Origin of the sequence: Sphingomonas sp. JC676, assembly GCF_014489075.1 — a bacterium.
Classification (GTDB): domain Bacteria; phylum Pseudomonadota; class Alphaproteobacteria; order Sphingomonadales; family Sphingomonadaceae; genus Sphingomonas.
Map to the genome: position 1 here is coordinate 533,932 of NZ_JACTGR010000001.1, position 18,959 is coordinate 552,890.

The following is an 18,959-nucleotide window of genomic DNA, read 5'->3' on the forward strand; positions in this document are numbered from 1 at the left end:
TTCTCCATCAGGGAGCCCGCCCTCGCTTGGCGGGGCGGGCGGGCTTTGAATCGCCGAAAAAATCTATCCGCCTGCCAGTTCCGATCCGCCCGGTGTCAGCGCGTCCTGCATGGCTTGGGCCGTGCCGACGCGCATGCCGATGCGGGGATCGCAGGCGCTGGGAAACACGGCATCCAGGCGTTTGCGCAGCAAGGTCTCGAAATCGGCCTGGCCGTGCTTGCGCGGGCGCGACACGGTGATGTCGTGCTGGATCGCGTTCTTGATCCGCTCGACCGCGGCATCGTCCAATATGCCGACCGCGACGAGCTCGGCGCAGAGCTGCAGCAGTCCGACCGAAGTCGCCTGGGCGCGCAGGCCGATATAATCGAGGCAATCATGAAGCTTGATCGCCTGCTCTTTCTGGTTCCGGTCCATCCTCATCTCCACCGCGTCTCGCCCACCCCATATGAGCCGGCGGCGGGCGCGGTTGATCCGTGCTCCTGCCGCCTCTGGGCGCGTATCTAACAGGCTAGGACGAAAGCGAGGCGCGTCAATGCGCTTTAGCGGGGCAGTTCAGAAGACAGGCAGATTGGGGTCGCCATCGTCCACGGGGGTGTGGATGCCGCATTCGGTCTTGTCCCAGCCCCGCCAGCGGCCCGAGCGGGGGTCTTCGCCCGGCTTGACCACGCTCGTGCAGGGCGCGCAGCCGATCGAGAGATAGCCCTGCGCCTCCAGCGGATGGCGGGGCAGGTCGTGCGCGTCGAAATAGACGGCGATGTCGTCCTTGGTCCAATCGGCCAGCGGATTGAACTTCATCCGGCCCACGGCATCGGAAGTGTCGATCTCGAAGCGGGGCAGCGCATTGCGGGTGCTCGCCTGGAACGCCTTGCGGCCGGTGATGCTGGCGTCGAAGCCCTCCAGTCCCTTGGCGAGGGGGGCGACCTTGCGGATGTCGCAACATCCGTCGGGATCGTAGGACCAACGCAGGCCCGTTTCGTCGCGCTTGGCGAGGGTTTCGGGATCGGGCGTCAGGGTGCGCAGGTCGGTGAGGCCAAGACGCTCGATCAGTGTGTCGCGATAGGCGAGCGTTTCCGGGAAATGCTTGCCGGTATCGAGGAACAGCACCGGGACCGTCGGATCGACCGTGGCGACGAGGTGGAGCAGGGCGGCGCTCTCGGCGCCGAAGGAGGAGACCAGGGCGATGTCGCCGAGCATATGCTCGCCCAGCACGGTACGCAGCAACTCGTCGGTACCCACGCCGCGGAACATATTGTTGAGCCGGATCGCCTCGTGCGCGGTAAAGCGTGGGGCGAGATCGATCCGGTCGATCTTGCGGGCGAGCTCAGCCATGCCGTAGTTTCCACACCGGCACGGCGGCATCCGCGGCGGCCTGATAGACATGATCGTAACGGGCGAGCGCAGCTTCGAGCACCGCTTCATCCACCGGAGCCTCAGGCGCGAAGCTGTCGAAGCCGCAGCGGCGCATCAGCGGGACCTGATCGACCAGCACGTCGCCCTGGGCGCGGAGCTCGCCGGTATAGCCGGCCTCGCGCAGGATGCGGCCGCTGGAATAGCCGCGGCCGTCGCGGAACTTGGGGAAGCTGACTTCCACCAGCGCAAGGCGGTCGAGATAGGGAAGGAGGACGCGCGCATCGTCTCCCGCCTCGATGCGCACGGCGGTGGCGTTGGACTGGCCTAGAAAGCTGTCGAGCGTGACGGCAGGTTCTTCGTGAATCGCATCGTCGCGATAGCGGAGGAGCCCATCAGCGCTCGCCGGCAGAGACACCGAATCAGCCATAGAGCGCCTCCTTGAACGGCTCCATGCCGATGCGGCGATAGGTGTCGAGGAAGCGCTCGCCCTCGGTCCGCTCGCGCAGATAGACGTTGGTCGCGGTCTCGACGGCGTCGACGATGCCGTCCTCGTCGAAGCCCGGACCGGTGATCTTGGCGAGGCTGACGTCCTCCGCGCCCGATCCGCCGAGCAGAAGCTGATAATTCTCCGTGCCCTTACGGTCTACGCCGAGGATGCCGATGTGACCGGCGTGATGGTGGCCGCAGGCGTTGATGCAGCCGCTGATCTTGAGCTTCAATTCGCCCAGCTCGCGCTGGCGGCCGAGATCGGCGAAGCGCGTCGCGATCTTCTGCGCGACGGGAATCGAGCGGGCATTGGCGAGGCTGCAATAGTCCAGGCCCGGGCAGGCGATGATGTCGCTGATCAGATCGAGATTGGGCTCGGCCAGGCCGGCGTCGCGCAGCGCGCTCCACAAAGCGTGGAGATCGGCCTTGCGGACGTGCGGCAGGACGATGTTCTGCGCGTGGGTGACACGCAGCTCGTCGAAGCTGTAGCGCTCGGCGAGATCGGCCATCAGGTCGATCTGGTCGGCCGAGGCATCGCCGGGGATGCCGCCCTGCGGCTTGAGGCTGATCGTGACGACCGCATAGCCGGGCGCCTTGTGCGCCGAAACGTTCTGATCGATCCAGACGGCGAAATCGGGATCGCTGCGGTCGATTTCGTCGCTCGCGTCCGCATCGAAGGCGGGCGGGGCGAAGAAAGCCGAGATCCGGTCGAATTCCGCCTGGGGCGGATCCAGCCCGAGCTTCTTCACCTCGAGGAATTCCTCCTCGACCTGGCGGCGATATTCGTCGGCGCCGATCTCGTGGACCAGGATCTTGATCCGCGCCTTGTAGATATTGTCGCGCCGTCCGTAGCGATTGTAGACGCGCAGGCAGGCCTCGACATAGCTGAGCAGGTCGTCCGCGGTGACGAAATCACGTATTTCAGGGGCGATCATCGGGGTGCGGCCCATGCCGCCGCCGACGAAGACGCGGCCGCCGAGCACGCCGTCCTTCTCGACCAGCTGGATGCCGATATCGTGGAGGCGCATCGCGGCGCGATCCTCGTCCGAGGCGATCACGGCGATCTTGAACTTGCGCGGCAGGTAGCTGAATTCTGGGTGGAAGGTGCTCCACTGACGGAGCAGTTCGGCCCAGGGGCGCGGATCGGCAACTTCGTCGGCGGCGGCGCCGGCGAACTGGTCCGAGCTGATGTTGCGAATGCAGTTCCCGCTGGTCTGAATCGCGTGCATCTCGACCGTGGCGAGATCGGCGAGGATGTCGGGCGCGTCGGCGAGCTTGATCCAGTTGTACTGGAGGTTCTGGCGCGTGGTGAAATGGCCATAGCCGCGATCATATTTGCGCGCGATATGGCCGAGCATCCGCATCTGGCGGCTGTCTAGCGTGCCATAAGGGATCGCGACGCGCAGCATGTACGCGTGGAGCTGGAGATAGAGGCCGTTCATCAGCCGCAGCGGCTTGAACTGGTCCTCGGTGATCTGGCCGGCCAGGCGGCGGTTCACCTGGTCGCGGAATTCCTCGACGCGGGCGTCGACGATCGACTGGTCGTAGCTGTCGTATTTGTACATGTCAGATCACCCAGGAGCCGGCATTGGGGTCGGCGGGCTTGAGGGTCAGGTCGGGCCGCACGGTGGGGCCGAGCGCGCGGACGCGGTCCTTGATATGCGCAGGGCGGGGGCCTTGGGGGGTTTCGGTCGCATCGATGACATAGGGCGCGTTGACCCGGCGCGTGCCTTCCTCGGCGTGTGCGATCGCCTCACCCAATTCGCCGACGTCCACGGCATCCTCGACATGGCGCGACCAGCCCGAGCCGGTCCACCAGGTGACGTCGCCGGTGGCGAGATCGTTGCCGGTCAGAAGCTTCACGCCAGCGCCTCCGCGGCGCTTGCCCAGGCGGCGAGCTTGTCCTGCGCATCGGCGAGCATTACGACTTCGCCGACCACGATGATCGCCGGGCTCCGGACCTTCTCGCGCTTCACCATCGGACCGAGATCGGCAAGCAGGGTGCGGAGTGCCCGCGAACCCTCCAGCGTGCCGCGTTCGAGCACGGCGACGGGCGTGTCGGGGGCAACGCCGTCGTTCATCAGCTTCTCACTGATCTCCGGGCAGGTCGCGACGCCCATATAGATGACAAGCGTCCGGCCCTTGCCGGCGAGGCCCGACCAATCCTGCTCGGTCAGGCCCTTGCACTGGCCGGCGACGAAGCTGACCGCGCTCGACCAGTCACGATGGGTGAGCGGCAGCATCGCTTCGGCAGCGGCGCCGAGCGCGGCGGAGATGCCGGGAATGACTTCGACGGGCAGGCCGGCTTCGCGCACGGCCTCGACCTCTTCGCCGCCGCGGCCGAAGATGAAGGGATCGCCGCCCTTCAGCCGCACGACGATCGCGCCGGTCTTCACATGCGCGATGATCAGCGCGTTGATCGCGTCCTGAGGCAGCGTGTGGCGCGCGCGGCTCTTGGCGACCGAGATGCGATGGGCCTGGGGAGCAAGATCGAGCACGCGCGGATCTACCAGCCCGTCATGGACGACGACATCGGCCTGGCGCAACGCCTCGACGGCGCGAACGGTGAGCAGACCGGGATCGCCCGGTCCCGCGCCGACCAGGATTACGCGTCCGCGTGACGAAGGATCGAGTAGAGAAGCCATGCGGCGCAAATGGGCCGTGGCGGCGCGCCGGGCAACGGACGGTTGCTTGGGCGGGATGTAGCCGAGCTATCGGCAGGCCGAAAATCAGGAACCGGCGCGGCGCCTAATGCCGATGCGTAATCATTTGGCGCGTTCCGCGTTGCTACGGCTTCGAAGCAAAGGCACGTAACATGCTCAAACCACGCGAGGTCCGCCATTCGGTGCGGATCCGCGCCCGGATGCGAGCCGGCGGACCGGCGATGGACGTGTGTGTGCGCAACGCATCGAGCCGGGGGATGCTGCTTCTGACGCACGACGTGCCGATATCAGCGCGACTGCAGCGTTCTGGACGCTTTCCTCGGTATCGGACAATATTTCGGCGCATCTCTGATACGCTCGCCGCGAACCGACCTGTGTTAAGCCAGTCTTAGCCGCTGTCGGTGGATAGCATCTCCTGAAGAAGGGAGCGCCGTGGCACCGAAAAACAAGACCTTTGATGGGTCCTCCGGGAGCAAACTGCTTGTCGGAATCGCGGTATTCGTCGCGGTATTCGGCGGTTGGCTGGCGTTTCTCTACGCCAGCAGCGTGCGTGAGGCGGACAGGATCGCCCATTCGCCGCTTCCCGAGACCAGCGGCAGCCGCCAAGCCTGCATGATCTGGTTCGTCGGCAGTTCCTCGATGCACAATTGGAAAACGCTCGATCGCGACATGGCGCCGTGGGACGCGCGCAATCGCGGCATCGGCGGCGCGACGATGGACGAGATCACGATGCGCTTCGGCAACGACGAGCCGGGCCCCGCACCGCGCGCGATCATCTATTATGCCGGCGAGAACGATATCGCCTTTGGCATTCCCGCAGGGGAGGCGATCGACAAGCTGGGCAAATTCATCGAGGCCAAGCGCCGCCGGTTGGGGAATGTGCCGCTGCTTGTGATATCGCTCAAGCCGAGCCCAACCCGCTGGAACTTCCGGACGGCGCAACAAGAATTCAACGCCGCAGCGCACCGGATCGCCGACGACCAGGACGATGTGGACTATATCGACATCGTGCCGAAGCTGCTCATCAACGGCCGGCCCGGGCCCTTCTATGTCAAGGACGGGATCCACATGAACGCGGCCGGCTATGCGCTATGGGCGACCGCGATACGCGCCGAACTGCCGCACGCGGTGCCCATTGAAACCCTGCGCCGCTGCGGCGCGGTCAAGCGCGAAAAGACCTGAGATGGCGCAGGGGGGATTCATCGTCAGGGGGCGGATCGAGGGCCTGAACGCGTGGCGGGCGATGCTGATGCTCGGCGGGCTGCTGGTCCATGGATCAGTGCTAGCCGACGATCTGGCGCTGTTCGACGGCATCGAGCTGGTCTCGGGAGCGTTCCGGATGGGCGCGTTCTTCGCGATATCGGGCATGCTCGCCGCGCTGGTGATGACGCGCCGCCGACCGATCGACTGGTTCGGCAAGCAGAGCGTGCGGATCGGCGTACCGGCGCTGTTCGGTGTGCTGGTGCTGTGTCCGATCATCTCGCTCATCATGCGCAGCGGGGCCGATCCAGCGTATGTCGCGGGGATCGCACTGCTGGACTGGCACCATTTGTGGTTCCTTTTTGCGCTGCTGGCCTATCAGCCGATCGTATATTGGCTGTTCACCCGGTTCGATCGCCGCCGCTTCGTGCGGTTGGTGCAGAGACTGCGTGCCGAGGGGCAGGTCCGCGTGCTCGTGGCGATCGGTGCGGTCTCGCTGATATTGATCGGCGTGGCGCTGACGGCGACGTTCGAGCTAGCGCCCCAGCGCTACTGGCCGATGCTGCTGCAGCTTCGACTGATCCTGGGCTATACGCCGCTCTATTTCTTCGGTTTTGCGCTGGGGCTTTCGCGCGCGTTCCGCGTTGCGATGCTGAGCGGTGCGACCGCGCCGATCATAACGCTGGTGGTGGCGGCGATCGGCGGGCTGCTCTGGTATCAGGTGTTGGAGCCAGGCGCCGATCCGCGGATCGCGAGCCATTGGGGCGGCACTTTGCGGTGGGTGATCGAGGCGGTCTGTCCGCCCGCGGCGATCGTGCTGATCCTGCGCTCGGCGATGAGCATCCGGAATGTGCGCCCCGTAGTGGACCGTCTGTGCGCCGCGTCGTTCACGATCTACATGCTGCACTATCCGATCCTGATCGCGATCAACGTCGCGGCCGCGCCGTTGGATTGGAGCCCCTATCTTCAATATGCCGGCGCGGTGACCGTCACCGCGATCCTCTGCTACGCGCTGCACTTCGGCGTGGTCGAGCGGTCGCCCCTGCTTTCGCTGTTTCTCAACGGGCGACTGCCGGATCCGCGCCGGGCTTCACCCGCTGCATCTAGGCGTCGCGCAGCCCCACGCCCATCGCGGCGCGCGCCTGATCGGATTCGGAGCTGACCACCGGATAGGCGCAGTAATCCGCGGCATAATAGGCGCTGGGGCGATGATTGCCCGACCAGCCAACACCACCGAACGGGGCCGCAGAAGAGGCGCCGTTGGTAGGACGGTTCCAATTCACGATCCCGGCGCGGATATTGGCCCAGAACTGGTCGTAGAGCCGCGGATCCTGGCTGATCAGGCTGGCGGAGAGGCCGAAGCGCGTATCATTGGCCTCGGCGATCGCGGCCTCGAACGTGTCGCAGCGATAGACCTGGAGGACCGGACCGAACAGCTCGACATCGGGCTTTTCGGTGGCGTTGGTCATGTCGATCATGCCAGGCGTGAGGAAGGGACGGCTCTCGATCGGCCGCTCCATGTGGCGCAGCGGGCGCCCGCCGAGCGTGAGCAGAGAGACGAAGCTCTCGGTGAGCATGTCGGCAGCGTTGTTGTCGATCACGGGGCCCATGAAGGGGGCCGGATCGGCATGGGGCTCACCGATGATCAGGCGACTGACAAGCTTGTCGATCTCGGCCATCAACGGATCGAACAATTGCTGATCGACGATCAGGCGCCGCGCGGCGGTGCAGCGCTGGCCGGCCGAAGTGAAGGCCGACTGCACGACGAGGACGGCAGCCGAATACAGATCAGGCGTGTTCCACACGACTATGGGATTGTTGCCGCCCATCTCGAGCGCGAGGATCTTGTCCGGCTGGGCGGCGAATTGACGATTGAGCGCAATGCCGGTCGTGGCCGATCCAGTGAACAGCAGCCCGTCGATATCGGGATGGCCGGCGAGCGCCTTGCCCTGATCGGGCCCGCCGATCAGCAGGCGTACACAGCCTTCGGGAATGCCGGCGGCGTGAAGGCAATCGACGAGGAAGGCGCCCGACGCGGGGGTCTTTTCCGACGGCTTGAAAACCACGGCATTGCCGGCGAGCAGCGCCGGGACGATGTGCCCGTTGGGCAGGTGCGCCGGGAAATTATAGGGGCCGAGCACCGCGAGGACGCCGTGCGGCTTGTGCCGGAGCGCGAGACGGGTGTTCATTTGCGCGTCGACGCGGCGCTGGCCGGTGCGCTCGGAATAGGCAGTGACCGAGATATCGACCTTGGCGATTACCGTCTCGACTTCGGTCCGCGCTTCCCAGATCGGCTTGCCGGTCTCACGCGCGATGAGATCGGTGAAGGCGTCGGACTTCTGGCGCACGACATTCGCGAAGCGGCGCAGCGCCTCGATCCTGTAGGCAAGCGGGCGCGCCGCCCATTCGGCCCAACTGCGCCGTGCGATACCGACTTCGGTGTCGGCATCCCCCGACATCTGGCGCCACAGGACTGCGCCGGTCGCGGGTTCGGTAGAGATGATTTCCTGTCCGGGCATTCGGTTCTGGCTTGGCGACCCTAGGGAAGATGGTTTGAGCGCTCTTGCACGAAATTGAAAAGCTAGACCAGAGCCTCGCCCATCCGGCGGATGGCAGCGACCTTGGCATCGAGTGCGGACCAGTCGTCCTTTTCGGCGATTTGCGCCCAGATCGCCTCGACTTCGTCGATCAGCATCGAACAGGGCTCCGAGTCGGACCAATAGGGGTGCTGGCGGGGCTTGCGCGGAGCATAAGCGGTCAATTGCTCACGCAGCGCCGCGAAGGGCTCGCCATAGCGCTCGGGCAGCTTTCCACCGAAGGAGTCGAAATAGAATCGGTCGGTCGGCGTGTCGGTCGCGGCGAGGACCTGCTCGACCGACTGGGCGAGCGCGCGGTCCTGCTCGGGATCGCGGGGGACGACCCCCAGCCGCCAGAGGATCGCGGTGGCCGATTCGCGATGATAGGCCTCGGGGAAGCCGTCGAGCGCCGTGACCAGCGCATTTTCCTCCGCAATCAGTGACAGGGAGGTCGCGAGCTGGGCGGCGTCCCAATAGATCGCCTCGGGCTGGCGGGCATAGGCGTAGAGGCCGGCATGATCGAAATAGGCGGCGGTGAAGCGGGGCGCCCAGGTCGGCGTGAAGCGCCAGGGGCCGTAATCGAAGCTCTCGCCGGTGACGTTGATATTGTCGCTGTTGAGCACGCCGTGGACGAAGCCGGCGGCCATGTACTGCGCCGCCAACCGCGCGGTCCGGGCCACGACATGTGACAGCAGGCGGGCGGGGGCGTCTTCCCCAGGTTCCTCGTCATAGTAATGGCGCAGCACATAGGCCGCGAGCTTCGCCATCGCCTCGGTCTCGCCGAGATGGGCGAGGCGCTGGAAGGTGCCGATGCGGATATGGCCGTGACTGAGGCGGACGAGCACCGCAGAGCGGGTGGGCGAGGGCTCGTCACCGCGGTGGAGCTCCTCGCCGGTCTCGACCAGCGAGAAGGAGCGCGAGGTATTGACGCCCAGCGCCTCGAGCATCTCGGTGGCGAGGATCTCGCGGACGCCGCCCTTGAGCGTCAGCCGGCCGTCGCCGAAGCGGCTATAGGGCGTCTGGCCCGAGCCCTTGGTGCCCAAGTCCATCAGACGGCCGGCAGAGTCGGTCATCTGGGCGAACAGGAAGCCTCGGCCGTCACCGATCTCGGGATTGTACACGCGGAACTGATGGCCGTGATAGCGCAGCGCCAATGGCTGTTCGAGGCTGCCAGCGAGCGGCTCGAACCCGGCGAAATAAGCGAGCCACTCTGTGTCGCTCAGGCCGTCTAGGCCCAGGCTCGCGGCGGCACGATCGTTGCGGAAGCGCAGGATCTGCTTCGGGAAGCGGGCGGCGTGGACCGGATCATAGAAGGCATCGCCCAGTTCGAGGATCGCCTGTTGCGGTAAGAAGGCCATACGGCGATATGGGGGTCGATGGGTGAGCGGCGCAACTATTCGGACGGCTATTGGTGGTCCAAGGACGGCCTGAGGCTGCACTATCGCGATTATGCGGGGCCGGCGGACAGGCCGCCTTTGCTCTGCTTTCCCGGTCTGACCCGCAACGCGCGTGATTACGAGGCGCTGGCGGAGCGGCTTGCGGGCCGGTGGCGGGTGATCGCGGTCGAATTCCGCGGGCGTGGCGAGAGCGCCTATACCAAGGACCCGATGACCTATGTCCCCCTGGTCTATCTCCAGGACGTCGAGGCACTGCTTACCGAACTGAACATCACCAGGTTCGTCGCGGTGGGAACCTCGCTGGGCGGGATCGTGACGATGCTGCTGGCGGCGACCGACGGCGGCAAGCTGGCGGGCGTGGTGCTGAACGACGTGGGTCCCGAGCTCGATCCGGCGGGGCTGGCGCGGATCCGCACCTATGTCGGCAAGTCGGTGTGGTACCCGACCTGGATGCATGCGGCGCGCGGCCTGGCCGAAGGCAATAGCGAGGTCTATCCCGATTACGGCGTCGAGGACTGGCTGCGGATGGCCAAAAGGCTCTACCGGGTGAACAGCTCGGGGCGGATCGTGCTCGACTATGACATGAAGATCGCCGAACCGTTCCGCGTGCCGGGCAACGAGGCCGGGCCGGACATGTGGCCGACGATCGACGCGCTGGCCGGGCGGCCGCTGCTGGTGGTGCGCGGCGAGCATTCCGACATTCTGGGCGCCGCGACGGCAGAGAAGATGATCGCCCGGGTGCCGGGTGCCGAACTGGTGACGGTGCCGGGCGTGGGCCATGCGCCGACGCTGGAAGAGCCCGAGGCGATGGCGGGGATCGAGCGGCTGCTGGCGAAGGTGGCTGCCTGAGCAGGTCAAGGGCATCGTCAGGTTGACACGGTTGACACCTGCTATGCGGAAAAACATTCTTTCCCGAATTTTGCCGCTCGGGCGGTAGCCGGATACCCTAAAGTCACAAGAGTCGCGGGTTCACGCGCGCGGGGCCGCATCGTAGCTGGATAATATTCGCGATGAGAAAGAGCCCGCGGAGGATTGCGGATCAAATCCTTCATTGCAAGCGCGTGGCGAGGCGGCTGCGGTCGGGCACGTCGGCAACGGCGCACTAAGCCGCGAATCTCTCCACGTGACAGATATACGAAGGTATCGGGAATACTTTCGTGCAATCGATCAGGACCGCGCTTTCTGATTTCATCACGTCTCGATTGAAGCGTGAGACAGGAACGGAGCAAGATCCGCAAAGAACAATCAGTCCGGTGTGGAGCCCGCAATGCTTGCGGTGGTCTGACGGCGAGGCTGGATCAGTTGCAGGGCCGTCCTTGTCTTTTTGACTGGGAGAAGTGTCATGCTCGCCGGCTCGAATATGTTCCGGTGCGACCATCTGGTCTACGAGAGGCACGGCGACGTCGCCTATGTCACAATCGATTCGCACGATTTGCAGGATGCAGCCGACGCGTCGCTGCGCGTGGAGATACGCTTGGCGTTTACTGCCCTGCGAGATGACGAAGAGGTGCGGGCGGTCGTCCTGACCGGCATAGGCGACGGGTCGTCGGTCCAGCCGGATCTTCAGCAGCCGAGCGATCCGCGCGCGCTGCCGGCGCGTGGAACGAAGGGGCCGATGCGGACGCTCGTTGGCCTTATCAAGAGTATCGGAAAGCCTGTCGTCCTGGCGATCGACGGCGTGTCCCCCAGCTACGGGTGCGAGATTGCCATGGCCTGCACCTGCCGCATCGCCACCGACACAGCGCGATTTGACCTGTCCGAGATGGAAGAATGGCCGATCAGGCACGAAACGCTCAGTGCCTATGACGCCCATGGGATCGGTCTCGTCGACGAGATCGTGCCGCCGATGGAATTGCTCGAACACGCCGGAGCAATCGCCCGCGAGATCGCCGCTAGCCCGGCGACCGCGGCACATTACGCGAACGAAACCGCACGTAGATGTCTTGGACTGAGGCTCGCGATGACAGGGCCCGTACGTTTGTCTGCCGAACGGCGCGCGCCGCATCTCGCCAACCGCTGATCTAGACCGGCCGCGAACGGTAGCCACCGGCGTCCTTCAGCCTGGCAGGCAGCGCTCTGAGTGCGCCATGGCAGCGGGAATCGAGCAGCTGCTGGCGAAAATGGCCGCCTGATCAGCGTTGTGAATCAGCGCTTAGCGATCCGGCGACGAACCACTGGGACCAGCCTTTGGCGGACACGAGCAGACCGGCTTGGTAGGTGAATTCGACGGCTGCGAGTTCACCGGCGCCGGTCTTTATGAACTCGACCCGCACTTTCTGTTCGCCGCAGGGCTCTACGTTCATCGGAATACCGCTCCAGCTGAGATAGCGGAACGAGTCCGCTTTCATATCAGCGGCAAGCGCATGCGCTCCGGCGGCCCCGGTGCCCATGGGTCGGCCCACGTCGCCCGAGCCCAGGTCGAATTCAGCCCCCGGCACGAGCAGCGCGCGTAGGTGCGCATCGCTCTTCCAGCCGGAAGCGCTTGCCCGCTCGATAATCTCGACGGCGCGGCGGCTAAGTAAAGCCTGCAATTCGCCGATATTCTTTGTCGCGGCGATCGGGCATTCGCCCGTGGCTGACGCACTGGTTTGAGCGGTGGCAGGCAGCGTCGCGCAACAGGCCATCGCAGCGCACGCGATCACACGAAAATCTCTTTGCATGTCTTTCCCCCGCTCGATCTGGGCCGTCCTAGCGTAGAATGGTCGCGCTTCCATCACCGGGTGACGCAGGCGCAAGAGACGGCTAAGTCGCGCCTCCATGTCGATCCATATCCTCCATCTCCATTCGACCTTCGGGCTGGGCGGCAAGGAAGCGCGCGCGGTTCAGCTGATGAACGCGTTCGGCGACAAGGCGCGGCACACGATCGTGTCGGCGATGCCCGACCAGCTTGGCGCGCGCGATTCGATCGCCAAGGGGATCAAGTACGAGATCGCGCTCGATCCGCCGCCGCTCTCCGGCAAGCCTTCGGTCAAGCGCTACGAGGCGATCGCGCGGTTCATGCGTCGGTTCGACCTGGTGCTGACCTATAATTGGGGCGCGATCGACGGGGTGATGGCGGCGCGGGTGTTCGGCAAGGGGCTGCCGCCGGTCGTGCATCATGAGGACGGGTTCAATGCTGACGAGTCCGAGCGGCTGAGCCCGGTGCGCAACATGTATCGCCGGATCGCCTTGCCCGCCGCTAATGCGCTCGTGGTGCCGTCGACGGCGCTCGAGCGGGTGGCGCTCAAATATTGGAAACAGCCGCCCGAACGGCTGCGGCGGATCGCCAATGGCGTGCCGACCGCGCTCTATGCGCAGAAGCCCGATGCATCGCTGATTCCCGAGCTGCAGAACCGGCGGCCCGGCGAGGCATTCATCTGCGCGCTGGCGGGCCTCAGGCCGGTCAAGGATCTGCCGATGCTGGTACGCGCAGCGGCGGGAATGAGCGCGCGGTTCAAGCTGGTGATCATCGGCGAAGGGCCCGAGCGCCAGGCGATCCTCGACGCGGCCGAGGCGATGGCGATCGAGGACCAGGTGATCCTGCCCGGATTCCTGCCCGAGCCGCACCGCTATCTGGGCCTGTTCGATATTTTCGCGCTCTCGTCCAAGAGCGAGCAGGCGCCGATCTCGGTGATCGAGGCGATGGCGGCGGGGCTGCCGATCGTCACGCCGCGGGTGGGGGATATCCCGGCGATGGTGTCGGAACTTAATCTGGATTATCTTGCGCCGGAGCGGACCGAAGTGGCGATCCGCGACCGGCTCGACACGCTTGCCAAGCACCCGGACGGGGCGCGGCATATCGGGCAGGCGAACCGGGAGCGCGCTCGCGCGTTGTTTGACGAGGCCGAAATGGTCGGGGCCTATGCACGGCTCTACAGCGAGGCGATGGGCCGGCCGGGCGCGCTCGGCTGACAAATGTTACTCGCTTGTGGCGACGCTTCCCGCTAGCGTCGCTCGGAATTTTTCTGGAGGTAATGTGTTCAAGGGTCTTTCTCCCATCAACTATAACGGCCGCGAGGTCTGGCCGCTGGTCGAGGGTGGGAAGGGCGTTGCCGCCACCAATCATGCCAGCGCCGGCGCCTGGGCCGCGGCTGGCGGGATCGGCACCGTTTCGGCAGTGAATGCCGACAGCTACGACGCCGAAGGCAAGATCATCCCCCAGATCTATCGCGCGCTCACCCGCCGCGAGCGCCATGAGGAACTGATTCAGTACGCGATCGAAGGCGCCGTGACCCAGGTCAAGAAGGCGTTCGAGATCGCCAACGGCAAGGGCGCGATCAACATCAACGTGCTCTGGGAAATGGGCGGCGCGCAGCGTGTGCTGCACGGCGTGCTCGAGCGCACCCGCGGCATGGTGGCGGGTGTCACCTGCGGCGCGGGCATGCCCTACAAGCTCAGCGAGATCGCGGCGTCGTACAACGTCAATTATCTGCCGATCGTGAGTTCGGGCCGTGCGTTCCGCGCACTGTGGAAGCGCGCTTACTCCAAGGCTTCGGAATGGCTGGCGGCGGTGGTCTATGAGGATCCGTGGCTGGCGGGCGGCCATAACGGCCTGTCGAACGCCGAGGATCCGCTGAAGCCGCAGGATCCCTATCCGCGCGTCAAGGAATTGCGCGAGGTCATGCGCGAGGGCGGCATTTCGGACGATGTGCCGATCGTGATGGCCGGCGGCGTCTGGTTCCTGCGCGACTGGAGCGACTGGATCGACAATCCCGAGCTCGGCAAGATCGCGTTCCAATTCGGGACACGCCCGCTGCTCACCAAGGAAAGCCCGATCCCGGAGGAGTGGAAGGCGCGGCTGACCACGATCGAGGAAGGCGAAGTGCTGCTGCACCGCTTCTCGCCGACCGGCTTCTATTCTTCGGCGGTGCGCAATCCGTTCCTGCGCAACCTCGAGGCGCGCTCGGAGCGGCAGATCGCCTATTCGACCGAGCATGCCGGCGACCATATCTTCCAGCTCGACGTGGGCGTGAAGGGCAAGAATTTCTGGGTGACGCGCAACGACCTGTTGCGCGCGCGCGAATGGCATGGCCGGGGCTTCACCGCCGCGCTCAAGACGCCCGACAACACGCTCGTCTTCGTGACACCCGAGGAACAGGGCATCATCCGCAAGGACCAGGCCGATTGCATGGGCTGCCTCAGCCAGTGCCAGTTCTCGAGCTGGGCGGACAGCGAGACCAATTCGACCGGCCGGCTGGCCGATCCGCGCAGCTTCTGCATCCAGAAGACGCTGCAGGACATCGCCCATGGCGGTCCGGTGGAGCAGAACCTGATGTTCGCCGGGCATGGCGCCTACAACTTCAAGCGCGATCCCTTCTATTCGAACGGGTTCGTGCCGACGGTGAAGCAGCTGGTCGACCGGATCCTGACGGGGGATTGAGACTAGCATCGATCCCATTTGTGCTTCGCTGATCTCGGCTCTTCTCTTCACCGTCACCCCGGCCGAAGTGCCGGGGTCCACTTGTCGGCGAGCGAGCGGTTAGAGGCTCCAGCGCCTCTCCCAGCCGCGCGGTGGACCCCGGCACTTCGGCCGGGGTGACGAAAAGAGCCAGGCACACCGCCTGGTCTCGACCAAGCCTCTAGTTGTCGATCCTTCCGGCGTTGACGGTTCGGACGGCTGGTTTATGCCCGGCGGCATGAGGTTCCACGAAATCTGGACGGCAGCGTTCGGCGTGAGCGGCGGGACGGCGCAGATCGACCCGTGGCAGGCCGCGGCGCGGGCGGCGCTCCTCTATGTCGCGACGCTCACGCTGATCCGGCTGGGCAAGAAGCGCTTCCTGGGGCGCGGCACGCCGTTCGACGTAGTGATCGCGATTGTGATCGGTTCGATCGCGGCACGGGCGATCCTCGGCGGATCGCCGATCCTGCCGTCGCTCGCCGCGATCGCGACGCTGATCGCGCTGCACTGGCTGTTCTCGCTTGGCGCGATGCGTTCGCGCGGGATCGGCCTGCTCGTGAAGGGACGCAACCGCGTGCTGGTGTGCGACGGGGTGGTCGACGAGGCGGCCATGCGCGACGAGCATTTGACGATGCACGACCTGGAAGAGGATCTGCGCGAGCGCGGCTATGAGTCGCTCGACCCGATTGCGATGGTGCGCATCGAACGCAACGGCAAGCTGAGCTTCGTCGAGAAACGGAAGCTTTGAGACTGCACCGAAACGGGACTCGTTTAACCATCAGTTTCGTTTGTGACCGGCACGTTTCCCCTCTAGCGCATTGGCGTACAGAAGATTTTCCTTGGGGAGTAAGTGGCGTGGCGTTAACCAAATTCATTGCGGCCGGTGTCCTGGCCTTCGCGCCGCTGGCAGCGCATGCGCAGATCGTCGATGGCGGCTTCGAGGCCAAGGGCCAGGCCGGCACGATCCAGAATGGCGGCTCGCCCGTCACCGGCTATTGCTATGACAGCGGCAACTATGGCGACGGCGTCTGCACTCCCGGCAGCGCATGGAACGGTTCGGGCGGTATCGCTTCGGGCAACGGCCCGTGGGGTGGCACGGCTTCGCAGAGCGGCGACTATTTCGCGTTCGTGCAGGGCACCCAGGCCATGTCGCAGATCTTCTCGCTCGCGACGGGCGGCAGCTTCGAGCTGAGCTGGTTCGATGCCGGCCGCACCAACAATGGCGGCCCGCAGTCCTACACCGTGTCGATCACGGGTGGCGCTTCGCCGATCACGCTCGGCACCTTCACCACCGATCATGCCGACTGGCAGGCGAAGTCGGGCATTTTCACGCTCGACGCCGGCACCTACACGCTGACCTTCGCGGGCCTGTCCAACGAGGACCGCACGTCGTTCATCGACAATGTGTCGGTCGCGGGCGTTCCCGAGCCGGCAGCCTGGGGCATGCTGATCGGCGGTTTCGGCTTGGCCGGTGGCGCGATGCGCCGCCGTCGCGGTCAAAGCGCGCTCAGCGTCGCCTGATCCTATCCGGGGGGAAAGCGCCGTCGGTCCTCGGATCGGCGGCGTTTTCGTGTCTGGCTTCCTAGAGCCAGCCCTCGAGCACCTGATCGGGCGGGCGGTGGCCGTCGGACCAGGAGCGGATATTGGCGATGACCTTCAGCCCCATCGCCTCGCGGCCCTCGAAGGTGGCCGAGCCAAGATGGGGGAGGAGGACGACATTCTCCAGCGCGATCAGCCGGGGATCGACCAGCGGCTCGCCGACATAGACGTCGAGCGCCGCGCCGGCGATGCGGCCGGTGGTGAGCGCGGTCACCAAAGCCTCGGGATCGACGATCTCGCCGCGCGCGGTGTTGATCAGCCAGCCGCCTTTGCCGAGCAGATCGAGCCGGCGGGCGTCGATCAGGCCGGCGGTGCTCGCGGTGTGCGGGGTGTGGATCGTCAAGATGTCGATCGCCGACAGCATCGAATCGAGATCGGCGTGGAAGGTCGCGCCCAATTGGGCCTCGAGCACCTCGGGAACGCGGTGGCGACCGTGATAATGGATCTGGAGCCCGAAGGCGCGGGCGCGCATCGCCACCGCCTGGCCGATGCGGCCCAATCCGAGGATGCCGAGCTTCTTGCCGCCGATGCGGTGGCCGCGCATGCCGGTGGGCGACCAGCCGGTCCAGGCGCCTGAGCGGAGGAGTTTGTCGCCCTCGACCAGCCGGCGCGGCGCGGCGAGGATCAGCGCCATCGCCATGTCGGCGGTGTCTTCGGTGAGCACGCCCGGCGTGTTGGTGACGACGATGCCGCGCTCGCGGGCAGCCTTGAGATCGATATGGCCGACGCCATTGCCGTAATTGGCGATCAGGCGGAGCCGCTCGGGCGCGGCATGGATCAGATCGCCGTCGATCCGGTCGGTGACGGTGGGGACGAAAACGTCGGTATCCGCCATCGCCGCGGCCAGCGCGCGCCTATCCATCGGGCGGTCATCGGAATTGGTGACGGCGTCGAACAATTCGGCCATGCGCGTCTCGACCGCCTGCGGGAGCGCGCGGGTGATGGTCACCCGAGGGCGTGAGGGACGAAGCGCCTGTGCCATAACGACCGGCTTGGCGGGAGCCGCCGCGCCAGTCAACGGGTTGAAGCGAACAGGGCGCTCGGGATACATGTCGGAAATGATTGGGGGGCGCATGCGGACTTGGGTGTGGCTGCTGGCGGGCGCGACGGTGCTCGCCGCGACGGAGCCTGCCTGGGCGCAGCGCAAGCCGCCCTATTTCCTGTCGATCAAGGCCAGCGAGGCCAAGATGCGCGCCGGGCCGGGCCGCAACTATCCGGCGAGCTGGCTCTACAAGCGCAAGGGACTGCCGGTGAAGGTGGTCGACATCTATGGCGAGTGGCGCAAGGTCGAGGATCCCGACGGCACCCAGGGCTGGATGCAGGCGAACCTGCTCGACGATGTCCGCACCGCGATGGTGATGGGCACGATCATCGAGATGCGTGCGGCGCCGAACCTGAGCGCGCGGGTGGCGTGGCGTGCCGAGCCGGGCGTGGTCGGCACGATCAACCGCTGCGCGAGCGGCTGGTGCTGGTTCGACGTCCATGGCCGCGGCGGCTATGTCGAGCAGTCGCACATCTGGGGAACGGACCCGGGCGAGACTGTTCCCTGACACGCGCGATTGACACGCCGAGCGTGGTTTGCGCATTCTGCAGCAGCTCACCCGGGGTGCATCGGCATGGCGCCGAAAGGGCTAGGCCCGCCCGCTGAAATTCTCAGCAGGAGCGTGTGCATGCCGATGATCGAGACCTATCGCAAACAGGCCAAATTGCTGGTGCGCTGGCACCGCGAGGGCAATTATTCGGTCGGCGGCAAGCTGCGGATGCTCGACCGCTTCCAGGACGTGACCGACCGCGAGGCGCTCGACATGGCACTGCCGTTGACGCTCGCACAGGAGATCGTGGCGGTCGAGGCCGGGTTCGCGGATTGGGCCGCGCTGAAGGCTGGTGCGGGCAATGCGGCGGGGCCTTCGCCCGAAAAGGCTCCGGTGTTGGCGGCAGCGGTGCCGATCCTGTTCGTGCGCGACGTGACCGCTGCGGCCGCCTTCTATTCGGAGAAGCTCGGCTTCGCGATCGACTTCCTGCACGGCAAGCCGGCCTTTTACGGTTCGGTCTCGCGCGATGCGGCCTGCCTGCACCTGCGCTTCGTGGGGCAGCCCAATTTCACCGAGCTGGCGGCACGCGAGGGATCGCTGATCCTCGCGACGATCGAGACGGGCAACGTCAAGGCGCTGTTCGAAGAGTACAAGGCCGCGGGCGTCGAGTTCGCGCAAGGCCTGGTCAAGCAGGCCTGGGGTGGCACCGACTTCCATGTCCGCGATCCCGACGGGAACGTGATTGCGTTCGTCCAGTATCGGCGGGTTTAGAACGCCCG

Annotated in this window: 20 protein-coding genes; 10 read left to right on the plus strand and 10 right to left on the minus strand. The window is 65.7% G+C overall.

Annotated features, from left to right (window positions below):
* Nucleotides 1-63 precede the first annotated feature (63 nt).
* The 6 genes from IAG41_RS02605 to cobA all read right to left on the minus strand — a co-directional run bounded on the left by IAG41_RS02605 (nucleotide 64) and on the right by cobA (nucleotide 4,481).
* A complete protein-coding gene (locus IAG41_RS02605; RefSeq protein ID WP_187727007.1) occupies nucleotides 64-414 on the minus strand; it encodes a hypothetical protein in 351 nt (116 codons plus the stop codon).
* 138 nt (nucleotides 415-552) lie between these two features.
* Nucleotides 553-1,329 (minus strand): phosphoadenylyl-sulfate reductase, encoded by a 777-nt coding sequence (locus IAG41_RS02610; RefSeq protein WP_187727008.1) that lies wholly within the window; start codon nucleotides 1,327-1,329, stop codon nucleotides 553-555.
* A complete protein-coding gene (locus IAG41_RS02615) occupies nucleotides 1,322-1,777 on the minus strand; it encodes a DUF934 domain-containing protein (RefSeq protein WP_187727009.1) in 456 nt (151 codons plus the stop codon). The genes IAG41_RS02610 and IAG41_RS02615 overlap by 8 nt, the downstream gene beginning before the upstream one ends.
* Nucleotides 1,770-3,401, minus strand: a complete 1,632-nt coding sequence (locus IAG41_RS02620) for a nitrite/sulfite reductase (RefSeq protein ID WP_187727010.1) — start codon at nucleotides 3,399-3,401, stop codon at nucleotides 1,770-1,772. The genes IAG41_RS02615 and IAG41_RS02620 overlap by 8 nt, the downstream gene beginning before the upstream one ends.
* Nucleotide 3,402: 1 nt before the next feature.
* A complete protein-coding gene (locus IAG41_RS02625; RefSeq protein WP_187727011.1) occupies nucleotides 3,403-3,699 on the minus strand; it encodes a DUF2849 domain-containing protein in 297 nt (98 codons plus the stop codon).
* Entirely contained in the window at nucleotides 3,696-4,481 is a 786-nt protein-coding gene (gene cobA, locus IAG41_RS02630; protein WP_187727012.1) for a uroporphyrinogen-III C-methyltransferase, read from the minus strand. The genes IAG41_RS02625 and cobA overlap by 4 nt, the downstream gene beginning before the upstream one ends.
* A gap of 450 nt (nucleotides 4,482-4,931) precedes the next feature.
* On the opposite strand from cobA, the gene IAG41_RS02635 reads away from it, so the two are divergent.
* Both IAG41_RS02635 and IAG41_RS02640 read left to right on the plus strand, forming a co-directional pair.
* Nucleotides 4,932-5,681 carry a GDSL-type esterase/lipase family protein gene (locus IAG41_RS02635; protein ID WP_187727013.1) on the plus strand — a complete coding sequence of 250 codons (750 nt, stop codon included), beginning with the start codon at nucleotides 4,932-4,934 and terminating at the stop codon, nucleotides 5,679-5,681.
* Nucleotide 5,682: 1 nt separating this feature from the next.
* On the plus strand, nucleotides 5,683-6,861 hold the full coding sequence (locus IAG41_RS02640; protein WP_187727014.1) for an acyltransferase family protein: 1,179 nt from the start codon (nucleotides 5,683-5,685) through the stop codon (nucleotides 6,859-6,861).
* Here the strand turns inward: IAG41_RS02640 and astD are convergent.
* Both astD and IAG41_RS02650 read right to left on the minus strand, forming a co-directional pair.
* Nucleotides 6,803-8,218: a succinylglutamate-semialdehyde dehydrogenase gene (gene astD / locus IAG41_RS02645; RefSeq protein WP_187727015.1), complete on the minus strand. Its 1,416-nt coding sequence runs from the start codon at nucleotides 8,216-8,218 to the stop codon at nucleotides 6,803-6,805. The genes IAG41_RS02640 and astD overlap by 59 nt on opposite strands.
* Before the next feature lie 62 nt (nucleotides 8,219-8,280).
* Nucleotides 8,281-9,633, minus strand: a complete 1,353-nt coding sequence (locus IAG41_RS02650) for a protein adenylyltransferase SelO family protein (RefSeq protein ID WP_187727016.1) — start codon at nucleotides 9,631-9,633, stop codon at nucleotides 8,281-8,283.
* Nucleotides 9,634-9,651: 18 nt separating this feature from the next.
* On the opposite strand from IAG41_RS02650, the gene IAG41_RS02655 reads away from it, so the two are divergent.
* On the plus strand, nucleotides 9,652-10,521 hold the full coding sequence (locus IAG41_RS02655; RefSeq protein ID WP_187727017.1) for an alpha/beta fold hydrolase: 870 nt from the start codon (nucleotides 9,652-9,654) through the stop codon (nucleotides 10,519-10,521).
* Nucleotides 10,522-11,014: 493 nt separating this feature from the next.
* Nucleotides 11,015-11,692 carry an enoyl-CoA hydratase/isomerase family protein gene (locus IAG41_RS02660; protein ID WP_187727018.1) on the plus strand — a complete coding sequence of 226 codons (678 nt, stop codon included), beginning with the start codon at nucleotides 11,015-11,017 and terminating at the stop codon, nucleotides 11,690-11,692.
* A 112-nt stretch (nucleotides 11,693-11,804) separates the two neighbouring features.
* On the opposite strand, the gene IAG41_RS02665 is transcribed toward IAG41_RS02660, so the two are convergent.
* Nucleotides 11,805-12,332, minus strand: a complete 528-nt coding sequence (locus IAG41_RS02665) for a hypothetical protein (protein ID WP_187727019.1) — start codon at nucleotides 12,330-12,332, stop codon at nucleotides 11,805-11,807.
* Nucleotides 12,333-12,429: 97 nt separating this feature from the next.
* Here IAG41_RS02665 and IAG41_RS02670 point away from each other — a divergent pair, with 97 nt between their 5' ends.
* The 4 genes from IAG41_RS02670 (at nucleotide 12,430) to IAG41_RS02685 (ending at nucleotide 16,570) form a co-directional block, all read left to right on the plus strand.
* Nucleotides 12,430-13,563 (plus strand): glycosyltransferase family 4 protein, encoded by a 1,134-nt coding sequence (locus tag IAG41_RS02670; RefSeq protein ID WP_187727020.1) that lies wholly within the window; start codon nucleotides 12,430-12,432, stop codon nucleotides 13,561-13,563.
* 64 nt (nucleotides 13,564-13,627) lie between these two features.
* Nucleotides 13,628-15,031, plus strand: coding sequence for an NAD(P)H-dependent flavin oxidoreductase (locus IAG41_RS02675; protein WP_187727021.1), 1,404 nt, complete (start codon nucleotides 13,628-13,630; stop codon nucleotides 15,029-15,031).
* 256 nt (nucleotides 15,032-15,287) lie between these two features.
* The gene (locus IAG41_RS02680; RefSeq protein WP_187727022.1) at nucleotides 15,288-15,797 is read left to right on the plus strand and encodes a DUF421 domain-containing protein; all 510 of its coding nucleotides are present in this window, start codon (nucleotides 15,288-15,290) and stop codon (nucleotides 15,795-15,797) included.
* 107 nt (nucleotides 15,798-15,904) lie between these two features.
* Entirely contained in the window at nucleotides 15,905-16,570 is a 666-nt protein-coding gene (locus tag IAG41_RS02685) for an FxDxF family PEP-CTERM protein (RefSeq protein ID WP_187727023.1), read from the plus strand.
* Between the two features lie 61 nt (nucleotides 16,571-16,631).
* On the opposite strand, the gene IAG41_RS02690 is transcribed toward IAG41_RS02685, so the two are convergent.
* Nucleotides 16,632-17,630, minus strand: coding sequence for a 2-hydroxyacid dehydrogenase (locus tag IAG41_RS02690; RefSeq protein ID WP_187727842.1), 999 nt, complete (start codon nucleotides 17,628-17,630; stop codon nucleotides 16,632-16,634).
* Nucleotides 17,631-17,721: 91 nt separating this feature from the next.
* On the opposite strand from IAG41_RS02690, the gene IAG41_RS02695 reads away from it, so the two are divergent.
* A complete protein-coding gene (locus tag IAG41_RS02695) occupies nucleotides 17,722-18,198 on the plus strand; it encodes an SH3 domain-containing protein (protein ID WP_187727024.1) in 477 nt (158 codons plus the stop codon).
* Between the two features lie 120 nt (nucleotides 18,199-18,318).
* Complete coding sequence (locus tag IAG41_RS02700) at nucleotides 18,319-18,951, plus strand: glyoxalase superfamily protein (RefSeq protein ID WP_187727025.1); 633 nt, start codon at nucleotides 18,319-18,321, stop codon at nucleotides 18,949-18,951.
* The last annotated feature ends 8 nt before the right edge of the window (nucleotides 18,952-18,959 follow it).

Coding starts and splice junctions, on each gene's coding strand:
- IAG41_RS02690 (WP_187727842.1), bottom strand. CDS start 17,630: ATGGCACAGGCGCTTCGTCCCTCACGCCCTCGGGTGACCATCACCCGC.
- IAG41_RS02665 (WP_187727019.1), bottom strand. CDS start 12,332: ATGCAAAGAGATTTTCGTGTGATCGCGTGCGCTGCGATGGCCTGTTGC.
- IAG41_RS02650 (WP_187727016.1), bottom strand. CDS start 9,633: ATGGCCTTCTTACCGCAACAGGCGATCCTCGAACTGGGCGATGCCTTC.
- astD (WP_187727015.1), bottom strand. CDS start 8,218: ATGCCCGGACAGGAAATCATCTCTACCGAACCCGCGACCGGCGCAGTC.
- IAG41_RS02680 (WP_187727022.1), top strand. CDS start 15,288: ATGAGGTTCCACGAAATCTGGACGGCAGCGTTCGGCGTGAGCGGCGGG.
- IAG41_RS02700 (WP_187727025.1), top strand. CDS start 18,319: ATGCCGATGATCGAGACCTATCGCAAACAGGCCAAATTGCTGGTGCGC.
- IAG41_RS02620 (WP_187727010.1), bottom strand. CDS start 3,401: ATGTACAAATACGACAGCTACGACCAGTCGATCGTCGACGCCCGCGTC.
- IAG41_RS02695 (WP_187727024.1), top strand. CDS start 17,722: ATGCGGACTTGGGTGTGGCTGCTGGCGGGCGCGACGGTGCTCGCCGCG.
- IAG41_RS02610 (WP_187727008.1), bottom strand. CDS start 1,329: ATGGCTGAGCTCGCCCGCAAGATCGACCGGATCGATCTCGCCCCACGC.
- IAG41_RS02655 (WP_187727017.1), top strand. CDS start 9,652: ATGGGTGAGCGGCGCAACTATTCGGACGGCTATTGGTGGTCCAAGGAC.
- IAG41_RS02605 (WP_187727007.1), bottom strand. CDS start 414: ATGGACCGGAACCAGAAAGAGCAGGCGATCAAGCTTCATGATTGCCTC.
- cobA (WP_187727012.1), bottom strand. CDS start 4,481: ATGGCTTCTCTACTCGATCCTTCGTCACGCGGACGCGTAATCCTGGTC.
- IAG41_RS02660 (WP_187727018.1), top strand. CDS start 11,015: ATGCTCGCCGGCTCGAATATGTTCCGGTGCGACCATCTGGTCTACGAG.
- IAG41_RS02670 (WP_187727020.1), top strand. CDS start 12,430: ATGTCGATCCATATCCTCCATCTCCATTCGACCTTCGGGCTGGGCGGC.
- IAG41_RS02640 (WP_187727014.1), top strand. CDS start 5,683: ATGGCGCAGGGGGGATTCATCGTCAGGGGGCGGATCGAGGGCCTGAAC.
- IAG41_RS02615 (WP_187727009.1), bottom strand. CDS start 1,777: ATGGCTGATTCGGTGTCTCTGCCGGCGAGCGCTGATGGGCTCCTCCGC.